The 12,656-nt window shown below is 69.3% G+C and carries 11 protein-coding genes and 2 pseudogenes; 4 read left to right on the forward strand and 9 right to left on the reverse strand.

Annotated features, from left to right (window positions below; translation table 11 throughout):
• Window positions 1–42 precede the first annotated feature (42 nt).
• From HJC40_RS12230 to HJC40_RS12250, 5 genes are all read right to left on the reverse strand, one after another.
• A complete protein-coding gene (locus HJC40_RS12230) occupies window positions 43–1,284 on the reverse strand; it encodes a M23 family metallopeptidase (protein WP_250001005.1) in 1,242 nt (413 codons plus the stop codon).
• Between the two features lie 143 nt (window positions 1,285–1,427).
• Window positions 1,428–2,303, reverse strand: coding sequence for a permease-like cell division protein FtsX (gene ftsX / locus HJC40_RS12235; RefSeq protein WP_250001006.1), 876 nt, complete (start codon window positions 2,301–2,303; stop codon window positions 1,428–1,430).
• A gap of 60 nt (window positions 2,304–2,363) precedes the next feature.
• Entirely contained in the window at window positions 2,364–3,044 is a 681-nt protein-coding gene (gene ftsE, locus HJC40_RS12240) for a cell division ATP-binding protein FtsE (protein ID WP_203378949.1), read from the reverse strand.
• A gap of 154 nt (window positions 3,045–3,198) precedes the next feature.
• On the reverse strand, window positions 3,199–4,311 hold the full coding sequence (prfB, locus tag HJC40_RS12245; protein ID WP_250001007.1) for a peptide chain release factor 2: 1,113 nt from the start codon (window positions 4,309–4,311) through the stop codon (window positions 3,199–3,201).
• A gap of 53 nt (window positions 4,312–4,364) precedes the next feature.
• Complete coding sequence (locus HJC40_RS12250; protein WP_250001008.1) at window positions 4,365–4,880, reverse strand: PadR family transcriptional regulator; 516 nt, start codon at window positions 4,878–4,880, stop codon at window positions 4,365–4,367.
• Window positions 4,881–5,235: 355 nt separating this feature from the next.
• On the opposite strand from HJC40_RS12250, the gene HJC40_RS12255 reads away from it, so the two are divergent.
• On the forward strand, window positions 5,236–6,168 hold the full coding sequence (locus HJC40_RS12255; RefSeq protein WP_250001009.1) for a hypothetical protein: 933 nt from the start codon (window positions 5,236–5,238) through the stop codon (window positions 6,166–6,168).
• Here HJC40_RS12255 and HJC40_RS12260 read toward each other — a convergent pair whose 3' ends face one another.
• Window positions 6,169–6,699: a hypothetical protein gene (locus tag HJC40_RS12260; RefSeq protein ID WP_250001010.1), complete on the reverse strand. Its 531-nt coding sequence runs from the start codon at window positions 6,697–6,699 to the stop codon at window positions 6,169–6,171.
• 260 nt (window positions 6,700–6,959) lie between these two features.
• Window positions 6,960–7,415 carry a rhodanese-like domain-containing protein gene (locus tag HJC40_RS12265; RefSeq protein ID WP_374271772.1) on the reverse strand — a complete coding sequence of 152 codons (456 nt, stop codon included), beginning with the start codon at window positions 7,413–7,415 and terminating at the stop codon, window positions 6,960–6,962.
• Window positions 7,416–7,514: 99 nt separating this feature from the next.
• Between HJC40_RS12265 and HJC40_RS12270 the strand changes: the two genes are divergently transcribed.
• From HJC40_RS12270 to HJC40_RS46110, 3 genes are all read left to right on the forward strand, one after another.
• Window positions 7,515–7,970: an Lrp/AsnC family transcriptional regulator gene (locus HJC40_RS12270; RefSeq protein WP_250001012.1), complete on the forward strand. Its 456-nt coding sequence runs from the start codon at window positions 7,515–7,517 to the stop codon at window positions 7,968–7,970.
• Between the two features lie 79 nt (window positions 7,971–8,049).
• Complete coding sequence (locus tag HJC40_RS12275) at window positions 8,050–8,280, forward strand: AlpA family transcriptional regulator (RefSeq protein WP_250001013.1); 231 nt, start codon at window positions 8,050–8,052, stop codon at window positions 8,278–8,280.
• Window positions 8,281–8,970: 690 nt separating this feature from the next.
• Entirely contained in the window at window positions 8,971–9,390 is a 420-nt protein-coding gene (locus HJC40_RS46110; protein WP_250001014.1) for an Rv3235 family protein, read from the forward strand.
• 294 nt (window positions 9,391–9,684) lie between these two features.
• Here the strand turns inward: HJC40_RS46110 and HJC40_RS46595 are convergent.
• Window positions 9,685–10,005, reverse strand: a pseudogene (locus tag HJC40_RS46595) (SEC-C metal-binding domain-containing protein); the annotation flags it as partial.
• Window positions 10,006–10,097: 92 nt separating this feature from the next.
• Window positions 10,098–12,618: pseudogene (secA, locus tag HJC40_RS12285) on the reverse strand (preprotein translocase subunit SecA); the annotation flags it as partial.
• Window positions 12,619–12,656: the final 38 nt, after the last annotated feature.

The raw sequence follows: 12,656 nt of genomic DNA on the forward strand, positions 1-12,656 counted from the left end.
CCCCTGTGGATGAGTGTCTGAGCTTCACATGTTACTGAAGACTCAACACAGACACGGCGGCAGATAGTTCGCCGGGTCGCGGGGCGCGCCGTCGAAGCGGGTCTCGAAGTGAAGGTGGTAGCCCGTCGACGCACCCGTGGTGCCGACCCGGCCGATCACCTCGCCGCGGCGTACGTACTCGCCGACGTTGACCAGCATCGCCGACTGGTGGCCGTAACAGGTCTGGAAGCCGACGCCGGAAATCTTGCCGTGGCTGATGCACGTGAAGTTGCCGTACCCGCCGGCCCACCCGGCCCTGATCACCCGGCCGAACGCCGCCGCGCGGATCGGTGTGCCCCCGCCGGCGGCGATGTCCATGCCGGCGTGCAGTTGCCACACCCGGTAGTACGGGTCGTAGCGCTGCCCGTAGTCGCTCGACTTCCAGCCGGTGACCGGCATGAGCAGCCGGCCACCGCCGTACCTGACGTCTCCCGACTTGCGCGAGTAGCCGCGCAGGGCCGTCTGGATCCGCGCCTCCTCGGCCTTGGCGGCCTGGTATCGGGCCAGGACGGCGGACCGCTGGGCGGTCGCCACCTTGAGCGCGGCGTACCGGGTCTGGGTGAGTTTCTCCAGGGCCACCCGGGCTCGTTCGGCGGCCGCCTGCGCCGCTCGCGCGTCGGCCAGGCGGTCCCGCGCGGCGGTCTCGGCCTCTTCGGCGGCGCGCTTGGCCAGTCCGGCCCGGTCCTGTTCCGTACGGGCCTCGCGGCGCGCCGAGACCAGAGCGTCGACATCCTCCTGCTGGCTGCGCATGATCTGCTCGACGATGCTCATCCGGTCCATCATGTCGGACGGCCCGGCGGCGTCGACGAGCACGTTGAGCTGGGCGAAGTTGCTGCCCATGTAGCTGGCCGTGGCGATCTCGTCGACCCGCTCGCGAGCCCCGGTCACCCGGTCCTGGGCCAGCTGGAAGCGGTCGGCGACCTTCGCGTACGCCTCCCGGGCGGCAGTGGCGCGGCGGCTCGCGGACTTGGCCGCAGCGAGGGCCGCCGCCACCGTGCCACGGGACGTGGCGACCCTGGTGCGGGCAGCCGGCATCGCGGCGGTGGCCGCCTCGAGCTTGCGGGCGGCCGCCCGGGCCAGGTCGGTAGCGTGTTCCAGAACGGCTTCGGCCCGCTGGACGGCTCGTCCGGCCCGGTCGGCGTCGTCGCCCGGGGCGGCCTTCGCGGGCTGGGGTGCGATCAGGAGCAGACTTGCGAAAAGCCCCGCAAGAGCATGTTTCCGGCTATGTCGACATTTAGACCACACGACGAGCACCGTAACTCGATCTTCGGCGACTTAGCCCCCAAAACGCCCAACGGCCGCGTCCCCGTGAGGATCGCGGCCATTGAGGTGATGTCAGCTCGATGGGTGGACAGTCGGCGTCGGTACCCGACTTTGAGGTATCGGGACTAGACCTTGAGGTAGAAGCGGAGCGTGATCCAGGCGGTGACCGCGCTGACGACCGCGCCGACCCCGGCGAGCAGCGGCAGCATGAGCCACACGTTGCCGTTGTCGATCGGCGTCAGGATGTTCGTGAGCGCCTGGAGCTTGTTGTCCAGCAGCACGACCTTGCTGAAGAACAGGAAGATGAAGCCGAGCAACGCGCCGATGACGCCGGCCACCACCGCCTCGAGCACGAACGGCGCCTGGATGAACCAGTTCGACGCACCCACCAGCTTCATCACCGCGACCTCGCGGCGCTTGCTGTACGCGGCGACCTGGATGGTGTTTCCGACGAGGAGCAGCGCGGCCAACGCCATCACCCCCGCGACCACAAGCGCCCCCACCTGGATGGCGTTGAAGATGTTGAACACCTTGTCGAGCAGCGCACGCTGGTCGATGATGTCCTGAATGCCCTGCATCCCGGTCATCTGGTCGGTGAACGTCTTGTAGGTCTCCGGGTTCTTCAGCTTGACCCGGAAGGACTCGGGCAGGCTGTTCGGGCCGACCGAGTTGACGAACTCGGGCGAGTCCTTCCAGAGCTGCTGGAATCGCTTGAGCGCCTCTTCGCGGGTCTCGTAGGTCTTGTTGGCGACCAGCGGGTTCGCCGAGATCGCGGAGTCGATCGCCTGGCGCTGGGCGTCGGTGACGTCCGTGCGCAGGAAGATCGAGACCTCGATCTCGCCGTAGTAGAAGTTCTTCATCTGGTCGACCTGCATGTAGAGCAGCACACTCGCGCCCAGCATGGTCAGCGAGACAGCCATGGTGATGATCATGGCGACCGTCATCGTGACGTTGCGCCACAGGCCCACCAGGACCTCGTTGAGGACGTACTTCAAGCGCATCGGGGGGTTCCTTCCGGGACTCCGCGCATTACTTCTTCAGTCGGGGGAAACAGGCGGAGCTCAGCCGTAGACGCCGCGAGCCTGGTCGCGAACGATCCGACCGCTTTCGATCTCGATGACGCGGCGGCGCATCTGGTTGACGATGTTGGAGTCGTGGGTGACCATCACGACCGTCGTGCCGGTCCGGTTGATCCGGTCGAGCAGTCGCATGATCTCGATAGAGGTGTCGGGGTCCAGGTTTCCGGTGGGCTCGTCGGCCAGCAGGATGAGCGGGCGGTTGACGAACGCCCGGGCGACCGCCACACGCTGCTGCTCGCCACCGGAGAGCTCGTGCGGGTAACGGTGCTCCTTGCCGCCGAGACCGACCAGTTCGAGAACCTCGGGCACGACGCGCCGGGACACGGCCTTCGTCTTGCCGATGACCTCCAGAGCGAAGGCCACGTTCTCGTACGCGGTGCGGTTGGGCAGCAGGCGGAAGTCCTGGAACACGCAACCGATGGAACGGCGGAAGTGGGGGATCTTCCACGACCGGATCGAGGTCACGTCCTTGGCGTTCACCATGACCTTGCCCTGAGTCGGGGAGACCTCGTGCAGCAGTAGCTTGATGATCGTCGACTTGCCGGAACCGGAGGGGCCGATGAAGAAGACGAACTCACCCTTCTCGATTCCGACGCTGACATCGTCCAGCGACGGCCGAGACGCCTTGGGGTACGTCTTCGTCACGTTCTCGAGCTGAATCACGGGAAGGCAGTCTACGCGGTGTAACGGAAACGCCAAGCCCGCCGGGTCGGCCAATGTGCATCACCGGTAAAGAAACCCGCGGCCGGACGGCGGCGCCTGACCGAGCGTTCAGGCGCCGTGGCCGTCCGTACCGAAGACCCGGCGGAGCAGAGGATCAGCTCGCCTTCTCGGTCTGCTTGCGCCACCGGATGCCGGCCTCGATGAACTCGTCGAGCTCACCGTCGAAGACCGACGACGGGTTGCCCGTCTCCTGCTCAGTGCGCAGATCCTTGACCATCTGGTAGGGGTGCAGAACGTACGACCGCATCTGGTCGCCCCACGATCCGGTCGTGTCCTGCTTGAGGCCGGCCATCTTGGCCTGCTCCTCCTGGCGCTTGCGCTCGAGCAGCCGCGCCTGGAGCACGCGCATCGCCGAAGCCTTGTTCTGCAGCTGCGACTTCTCGTTCTGACAGGTCACGACGATGCCGGTCGGAATGTGCGTGAGGCGCACGGCGGAGTCGGTGGTGTTAACGCTCTGTCCACCGGGACCCGACGAACGGTAGACGTCGGTGCGGAGCTCGTTCTCCGGGATGTCGATGTGGTCGGTCTGCTCGACCACGGGCATCACCTCGACGCCGGCGAAGCTGGTCTGCCGGCGGCCCTGGTTGTCGAACGGGCTGATCCGCACCAGGCGGTGGGTGCCCGACTCGACGCTGAGCGTGCCGTAGGCGTACGGGACCTTGACCGCGAAGGTGGCCGACTTGAGTCCCGCCTCTTCCGCGTACGACGTCTCGTAGACCTCGGTGGGGTAGCCGTGCCGCTCGGCCCAGCGCAGATACATCCGCATGAGCATCTCGGCGAAGTCGGCCGCGTCGACGCCACCGGCGCCGGCCCGGATCGCCACCACCGCCTCGCGGGCGTCGTACTCCCCCGACAGCAGGGTGCGTACTTCCATCTCCTCGACGGCCTTGTGCAGCGAGACCAGTTCGTCGCCGACCTCGCCGATCGAGCCCTGGTCGCCTTCGGCCTCGGCCATCTCGAGAAGAAGGGTGGCGTCGTCGATCCGCGAGCGCAGGCGCTCGATCCGGTGGATCTCGCCGGAGACATAGGCCAGGCGGCTGTTGACCTCCTGCGCCCGGGCCTGGTCGTCCCACAGGTCCGGAGCGGAGGCTTGCTCCTCGAGGTCTGCCTTGTCCCGGCGCAGCTTGTCGACGTCCAGGACGTTCTCGATGTTGCGCAGGGTGGCGTCGAGGGTCTTGAGTTGCTCGGGATAGTCGGCAGCAGTCACGACAGTCAAGACTACGCCGCCCCGGCCAGAAAGCTGGCCGGGGCGGCATGATGTCAGGTCGTCGGAGCGACCTTGAGCCAGCTCAGGGCCGCCTTGTGATAGGCGACGGCGAACTCGAGGGCCGCGGCGCCGTACTGGTCGCCCGCCTTCTTCGCTTCCTTCGCCTGCTCCTTGGCCATGGCCATGGCCTCGGAGTGGTACTCGCTGGCGCCGGTGTAGAGGGTTTGCAGCTGATTGCCGCTGTGCTGATCGCCGAAAGCGACCCGCAGGGCGACCGGGTTGCGCAAGGCGTCCCGGCCGGCGGGCTCGGCCAGCCACCGGCTGAAGGCTCGTTTGCCGGCGGCGGTGATGGCGTAGGGCTGGCTGGATCTCGGGCCGGGCTTGCCGAGACGGACGTAGCCCATTTCGGCGAGAACCGGCAATTCGCGGTAGACCTGGCTCCGCGTCATCGACCAGTATGGCCCGAGACGGCGTTCGGCAGCCGCCATGAGCTGTCCGCCGGTCATCGGCCCCTCGTGAAGCAGGCCGAGCAGCGCGGCAGCCGTGGGATTGATTTGAGAGTCGGGCATGCCTTCTAAGCTGCCACTTTGTCGCGCCGACGTCCAGGATTTCGCCCGATCCGTCCAGTTTGCGTCTCCACAATGAACTGTCCCGCACAGACAGTCCGACCACGAGGGTCGAGACGGCGCGTTTTGCCGAAAAAACGCGCGCTGAGCAGCTAAAATGGCGCTAACCAAACGGTCAGACGGCGATGCCGGGCATCAAACCCCCGAAAGTCGGACAGACCGCCGCTCGGAAACGGCTCCGTTCCGCTTTATTGCGACAATGGACTCCGTTTCGCCGTCCGGAGGGCTTCCGGGGCCGCTGTCCGGGGCCGGCGGACGGCTTTCCGGCCGGGCGAATCCGCCGCGTACCCTGGCGTCCATGACAGAGCAGGAGGTCGCACCGGCCCCGCAACCGGCGGCTGCCACCTCGTCGAGCGGTCTGGTCCTGGCCGGCGTCACGGTCGTCTGGATGGGCGCGATGCTGTGGTCGGCGCGCGCCACCATCACCGGACGGGCCGACGTCGAGATGGAGGTCACCTCCACGGCGTACGCGTTGCCCGGCGCGATCTCGGCCGCCCTGGTCGCCGGGTCCACCGTGGCCCTTGCCGTGCTGGCCCTCCTCGGCCGGCGGCGCGACTTCGGGGTGAGCACCCGCTTCGCGATCGCCACCGGCAGCGGCCTGGTCATCGGCGTGCTGGGCGCCCTGGTCATCGTGACGATCAACACCGAAGGCTGGCTGTACGCGGTGATGGGCGGCACCGTGGCCGCGGCCGCGACCATCGGCGGGGCACTGGCCGGCTTCCGCATCCCCCGCGTCGTGCACGCCATCGGCTGGGCCTCGGTGGCCGTCTTCCTGGTCGGCCTGGTGCTCAACCTCTTCCAGGGCCCGCTGCTCGACGCGATCAGCTCGGACGAGGCGCGCTCGCGGGCCGACGCGTCCCAGTGGCTCACCTACGGCCAGGGATTCCTCAGTGGTCTCGCGGCCGGGCTGGTGACCTACTTCGTCCTGCGCCGGGCCCGGCGCCGGACGGCCGGCCTGGACGTGCCGTGGCCGCTCTACAGCCTGGCCGGCGCCGGCGCGGGCCTGCTGCTGGTCATCGCCGAGATCCTGACCCGTACGGCCGGCAACCGGGTGCTCGACCTGGCCGGCAAGGTGAGCGAGCTGGAACTCGTGGTGCAGCAGATGCTCGGCGGCGCCCGCCTCAACAGCGCCCTGATCGTCCTCTTCGTCGGCGCGGTCTCCGCCACGATCGCCGTGGGCCGCACGATCGCCCCGGCCGAGGCTTCCGAAGAGGCGCCCGCAGCGACCTGACTAGAGCAGCTCGTCGAGCTCGGACACGGCGAACCACTCGAGCTCGTGATCCTCGGCGCTGTCGACGGTGAACTGGGCGTCCGGGTCGCCCGCGGCGGCCTCGTCGACCACCTCGGCGGCCGCACCGACAGCCTCGGTCGCGTCCTCGCTGTCGACGTGGATCGCGGCCACCTCTTTGATCGACACCGGTTGCGGCAGCCGCACCGTGCTCGAGCCGAGCTCGATGTCCTCGCGCACCAGCGCCGTCGACGGCACGTCGGCCGAGATCACCACGCGGCGGCGGGGCGCCTCCGGGTCGAGGCGCAGCAGGTGCAGAGCGCCCTGGGCGGCCCGGGTGAAGGCGACGTATTCGAGCTCCTCCTCGTCGCCTTCGGCATACCACTCCCGGAGCGCGGGCGTCACGGCGTGCGCCTCCAGCGGCCCGGAGCCCAGCCGGCCCTCGGCGCGCAGGGCCGCGAGCATCGGCACGGTGGCCGGCACGTAGACCCGGACCAGCTCGGTGATCGGCACGTCTCCTCCAGCGGTAGACATTCCCCGTAGTACACCGCCGCCGCGGCGGGGAAAAGGTCCATTCCACCAGTCGTGCCCGGATCGTGGCGTGCCGGGGCGCGCCCGGCCCGCGCAGCGCTCCGCCGAAGGGCACTGCGCGAGCCGGGCCGGGCCGTGTGCCGAGCCGGCCGGGCCGGGCCGTGTGCCGAGCCGGCCGGGCCGGGCCGTGTGCCGAGCCGGCCGGGCCGGGCCGTGTGGCGAGCCGGCCGGGCCGGGCCGTGTGGCGGGCCGGGCCGTGTGGGTCAGCAGCCGCAGGCTTCGGGGACCGGGGCGGTGCGGGGGTCGGCCGGCGCCGTGACGTCGCCGGCGGTGGCCCGCAGGGGGAAGCCCTCGCGGATCCAGTACTCGAGGCCGCCGATCATCTCCTTGACGGAGAAGCCGGCTTCGGCCAGCGCCAGAGCCGCCCGGGTGGCGCCGTTGCAGCCCGGGCCCCAGCAGTACGTCACCACGGGCACGCCGGGGACGAGCAGTTCGGCGGCGCGGGCCGGGATGTCGGCGGTGGGCAGGTGGATCGCGCCGGGGATGTGCCCCTGGTCCCAGGCCGCCGCGGAGCGGGAGTCGATCAGCACGAAGCCGGGCTGCCCGCCGGCCAGGGCCGCCCGGACGTCGGCGACGTCGGTCTGAAAGGCGAGCCGGGCCGCGAAGAAGGCGGCGGCCGCCCGGGCGTCGTTGCGGGTGGCCGGACCTGCGGAAGTCATCGTCATGGTCATCACGCTAGGTGCGGACACCTGGCCTTTACATGGTCGTTCCCCGGCACATCTGGCGCCCGACCGGGGAAACGCGTTTACTTGGCCGCCATGACCACGGATCTCGCGCTCGACCGTACGGACTGGCAGTTGCTGACCGAATTGCAGAAGGACGGCCGCTCCTCGTACGCCGAATTGGCCCGCGTCGTCGCCATGTCTCCCAGCGCGGTCGCGGAGCGCATCCGCCGGCTCGAAGAGGCGGGCGTGATCGCCGGCTATCGCGCCAGTCTCGATCCCGAGCGCCTCGGTCTGCACGTGATGGCGTTCGTGCGGCTGCGGTATCCGACGGGCAACTATCGTCCGTTCCACGCCCTGGTGGACAGCACGCCCGAGATCGTCGAGGCCCATCATGTGACGGGCGACGACTGCTTCGTGCTCAAGGTGCTGGCCCGGTCGATGCGGCACCTGGAGGAGATCACCGGTCGCATCGCCGGGCTGGGCGCGGTCACGACCAGCGTCGTCTATTCGAGCCCGCTGACCGGACGCGCCATTTCCGAGCCCGGGTGACCGCCGTTTCGGATCCCGGGGGACTCCGGCGCGCCTCATCGGTGGCAAACTGAAGCAAACCGAGGGACCGAGGGGTGACATGACGGAGACGCGCTTCCTCCTGCTCTCCGACGTGGCCATCGAGTTGAACGTCTCGGAGTCGCAGGTCTACCACATGGTCCGCAGCGGCGAGCTGCCCGCAATCAAGATCGGCGGCCGGGGTCAGTGGCGGGTCGAACGCGCTCGCCTCGAGCAGTACATCGAGCAGAAGTACGCCGAAACCGCAGCCTGGGTCACCCGGAATCCGCTGACCTCGCCCGAAGCGGACTGATGGCCGGTGAGGCGATCCGGTCGGTGTGGATCCTGCGCCGGTCGCGACCGGACGATGACCTAATCGCCCTGAACCCGCTCGCCTCGCCGGTGGACTGACCGCTACCCGGCGATGCCCTGCCCTGCGCCGGCGGCAAGCCTCATGGCGGTTCTTCAGATGGTGCGCCATCACCGCGCGTCTCGGCGCCGGCCACGCGTCTGACCTCTTCTTCTTGGGTCACGACAAGGATCGCCTGGTTTGTCGGTGTTCCCGTCTGATCCAGTTCGATCTCGCCTCTCGTTGACCGTCCGATTGCGGCGCCTTCAGACTCGCTATCACAGGCAAACGAAGGCAAACGCAAGATTACGAAGAATAGGTGGTGTGGCGATGCCCAGGACGCTGGAGGCCATCCGACCCGGGCTTGAGGCCGCGATCAGCCTGCGTCCCGCCCCACGCTGCGAGCCGCCCTTCGACGACGAGCTCGAGCCGTCGGCCTGGGCCACGGCCCATCAGTTGTCCCTCGACCTGCCCCGGCTCCCACCGCCGGATGCCGCGCCGCCGTCAGCAGGCGCTGCGACTCCACCACCAGACGGGACGCCTCGGCCGGCGGACGCTGCGTCGGGCGGAGGCGCCGGGCTTTCGTCGGCCGGAGGCCCCGGGTTTGTGTCGGCCGGCGGCGCTGGGTTTGTGCCGGCCGGAGGCGCCGGGCTTGTGTCGGCCCGGACGGGTTCCGGGCTGCCGCGGCACTCCCCCGCCGCCGGTGCCTCGGCCGACGCGAGGCTCGCGGTGCGGCAGTTCGTCCGGACGTGCGTCGAGGTCCTCAACGGCCATCGGCCTCCGGCCCACCTGCGCCGCCTGGCCCGGCCCATGGAGGCTTCGGACGTGGTGGCCCAGGGCACGGCCGCGGCCCACCGGGTGTCCGATCTCCGGCGGGCCGCCGCCCGGCCGGGTCGCCGGCGGCCGAGCCGTCCGTCCCCGGTGGCCGTCCTCCACCTCCGCCTCTGCGAGCCCCGTCCCGGCGCTGTGGAGGCCGCGGTGGCCCTGATGACCGCCGACCGCACCTGGGCCCTGGCCCTGCGGCTGGAACTGCATCAGGAAGCCTGGCGAGCCACCGCGCTCCGGCTGATCTGACCACCGACCCCCGGGGCGCCCACCGACCACGCCCGGCAGCGGGCGTCCCGGGCCGCACCACAGAGTGAACGGCAGCAAGCATGGGTTCACACCACAACCAGGCGCGGCAGCAGGCATCTCGGGCCGCACCACAACCAGGACGCGGCGGCAGGCATCTCGGGCCGCAGCACACCCCGGGAACGGCGACGGCCCGCCGGCGGAGGTTCTCCGCGGGCGGGCCGTCGTTCGGCCTTGCTTGCTCAGTGCCTCAGTGCCTCAGTGCCTCAGTGCCTCAGTGCCTCAGTGCCTCAGTGCTCAGACTGCTCCGGGGGCACCGTGGCAGCGCTTGTACTTCTTGCCCGAGCCGCAGTAGCAGGGCGCGTTGCGCGACGGGCCGTTGGACTCGGCGGTCTGCCGGCCCGCGGGCTGCGCCGCTGTCCGTCCCGCCGAGTGGGCCGGGCTGGCCGGCACCGGGGAGCCGCCGGGGCCGATGCCCAGCGCCGGAGCCTGCTGCTGCTGTTGCGGGTGCTGGATCACCGGAGAGCCCTCGCCGGCCTCGCCGTCGATCGCCGGCGCGGTGTACTGCAGGTTCTGCGGGCGGCGGCTGCCGCCCAGGCCCTTGGCCCGCACCTCGACGCGGTCGGAGTCCGTCGCGTTGTCGGGGGCCTCGTCGGTCATCACGCCGCCGGCGGGCAGGGGCACCGCCTTGCTCGGGTCGACGGTCACCGTGGGCTGCTCCTCGACCTGGACCTCCAGGTTGAACAGGAACCCGACCGCCTCCTCCTTGATGCCCTCCATCATCTGGTTGAACATGTCGAAGCCCTCGCGCTGGTACTCGACCACCGGGTCGCGCTGGGCGTACGCCCGCAGGTTGATGCCTTCCTGCAGGTAGTCCATCTCGTAGAGGTGCTCGCGCCACTTGCGGTCGATGACGCTGAGCAGCACCTGGCGCTCGAGCTCGCGCAGGGCCTCGGCCCCGAGCTCCTCCTCGCGCGTCGCATAGGCCGCCTCCGCGTCCTGCCGGAGCCGCGCGGTGAGGAACTCCTGGTCGAGCGCCTGACGCTCGCCGCCGGACTCCTCGAGCAGGTCGTCGATGGTCACCGAGACCGGGTAGAGCCGCTTGAGGTTCGTCCAGAGCTGGTCGAGATCCCAGTCCTCGGCGTAGCCGTCGCTGGTCGCCGCCACCACGTAGTCGCTGACCACGTCGCCGATCATGTTGCCGACCTGGTCGTGCATGTCCTCGCCGTCGAGCACGCGCTTGCGCTCGGCGTAGATGACCTGGCGCTGCTTGTTGAGCACCTCGTCGTACTTGAGGACGTTCCTGCGGATCTCGGCGTTCTGACCCTCGATCTGGGTCTGGGCGCTGCGGATCTGCCGGGTCACCATCTTGGACTCGATCGGCACGTCGTCGGGGATGTTGAACCGCTCCATGACGGCCTCGACCGCGCCCGCGCGGAACCGCTTCATCAGGTCGTCCTGCAGCGACAGGTAGAACCGGGACTCGCCCGGGTCGCCCTGCCGGCCGGAGCGGCCGCGCAGCTGGTTGTCGATGCGGCGGGAGTCGTGCCGCTCGGTGCCGAGCACGTAGAGACCACCGGCCGCCGTCACCTCGGCGGCCTCCTCCTCGCACGCCTCCTTCCAGACCGGCAGGACCTCTTCGAGCGCCTTCGCGTACTCCTCGGGGTTCTCCACCGGGTCGAGGCCGCGCTGGGCCAGCTCGTTGGCCGCGAGGAACTCGGGGTTGCCGCCGAGCAGGATGTCGGTGCCACGGCCGGCCATGTTGGTGGCGACCGTGACGCCGCCCTTGCGGCCGGCCTGCGCGATGATCGTGGCTTCCTGCGCGTGGAACTTCGCGTTCAGCACGCTGTGCGGGATGCCGCGGCGGCGCAGCAGCTGCGAGAGGATCTCGGAGTTCTCCACCGAGACCGTGCCGACGAGGATCGGCTGGCCGGAGGCGTGCCGCTCGGCGATGTCCTCGATGACCGCCTCGAACTTCGCCTTCTCGGTCTTGTAGATGACGTCGGGGTGGTCGATCCGGATCATCGGCCGGTGGGTCGGGATGCTCACGACGCCGACCTTGTAGACCTTGTTGAACTCGCCGGCCTCGGTCTGCGCCGTACCGGTCATGCCGCCGAGCTTGTCGTACAGCCGGAAGTAGTTCTGCAGGGTGATGGTCGCCAGGGTCTGGTTCTCCTGCTTGACCTCGACGCCCTCCTTGGCCTCGATGGCCTGGTGCATGCCCTCGTTGTAGCGGCGGCCGTGCAGGATGCGACCGGTGAACTCGTCGACGATGAGGACCTCGCCGCCCTCGTCGACGATGTAGTCCTTGTCGCGCTTGTAGAGCTCCTTGGCCTTGATGGCGTTGTTCAGGTAGCCCACCAGCGGCGTGTTCACCGACTCGTAGAGGTTGTCGATGCCGAGGCGGTCCTCGACCCGGCCGACGCCGCGCTCGGTGATCGCGACGGTGCGCTTGGCCTCGTCGACCTCGTAGTCGCCCTCGCCGTCCTTGCCGCGCTGGAGGCGGCCGACCAGGGCGGCGAACTCGCCGTACCACCGGGCCGAGTGCTCGGCCGGACCCGAGATGATCAACGGGGTACGGGCCTCGTCGATCAGGATCGAGTCGACCTCGTCGACGATCGCGAAGTGGTGACCGCGCTGCACCAGCTCGTCCTTCGACCACGCCATGTTGTCGCGCAGGTAGTCGAAGCCGAACTCGTTGTTGGTGCCGTACGTGATGTCGCACTCGTAGGCGGCGCGGTGGTCGGCGGCGGGCCGGTTGGGCAGGATCACGCCCACACTCAGGCCGAGGAACACATGCACCCGGCCCACCCACTCGGCGTCGCGCTGGGCGAGGTAGTCGTTGACGGTGATGATGTGCACGCCCTTGCCGCTCAACGCGTTGAGGTAGGCCGGGAACACACCGGTCAGGGTCTTGCCCTCACCGGTCTTCATCTCCGGGATGTTGCCGAAGTGCAGCGCCGCGCCACCCATCAGCTGGACGTCGTACGCCCGCTGGCCGAGCACCCGCTTGGCGCCCTCACGGGCGACCGCGAACGCCTCGGGCAGCAACGAGTCGAGCGACTCGCCGTCCTGATAACGCTCTTGGAACTGCTGGGTGCACTCCCGCAATTCGTCATCGGTCAGGTCGACATAGTCGTCCTCGATCGAATTGACCGCCTGCGCGATCGCCTTGAGCCGGCGCACCATGCGGCCTTCGCCGGCACGTAGGACCTTTTCCAAAATCGACACGGGTCAGCGCTCCCCTAGACAGTCTGCCGAACCATCGT

This window comes from Actinoplanes sp. M2I2, from assembly GCF_023544445.1.
GTDB lineage: Bacteria > Actinomycetota > Actinomycetes > Mycobacteriales > Micromonosporaceae > Actinoplanes.

Bases quoted from the DNA above. Each gene is read 5' to 3' on its own strand.
- ftsX (WP_250001006.1), bottom strand. From the start codon at position 2,303: ATGCGCTTGAAGTACGTCCTCAACGAGGTCCTGGTGGGCCTGTGGCGC.
- HJC40_RS12250 (WP_250001008.1), bottom strand. From the start codon at position 4,880: ATGCCCGACTCTCAAATCAATCCCACGGCTGCCGCGCTGCTCGGCCTG.
- HJC40_RS12255 (WP_250001009.1), top strand. From the start codon at position 5,236: ATGACAGAGCAGGAGGTCGCACCGGCCCCGCAACCGGCGGCTGCCACC.
- HJC40_RS12260 (WP_250001010.1), bottom strand. From the start codon at position 6,699: ATGTCTACCGCTGGAGGAGACGTGCCGATCACCGAGCTGGTCCGGGTC.
- HJC40_RS12265 (WP_374271772.1), bottom strand. From the start codon at position 7,415: ATGACTTCCGCAGGTCCGGCCACCCGCAACGACGCCCGGGCGGCCGCC.
- HJC40_RS12270 (WP_250001012.1), top strand. From the start codon at position 7,515: ATGACCACGGATCTCGCGCTCGACCGTACGGACTGGCAGTTGCTGACC.
- HJC40_RS12275 (WP_250001013.1), top strand. From the start codon at position 8,050: ATGACGGAGACGCGCTTCCTCCTGCTCTCCGACGTGGCCATCGAGTTG.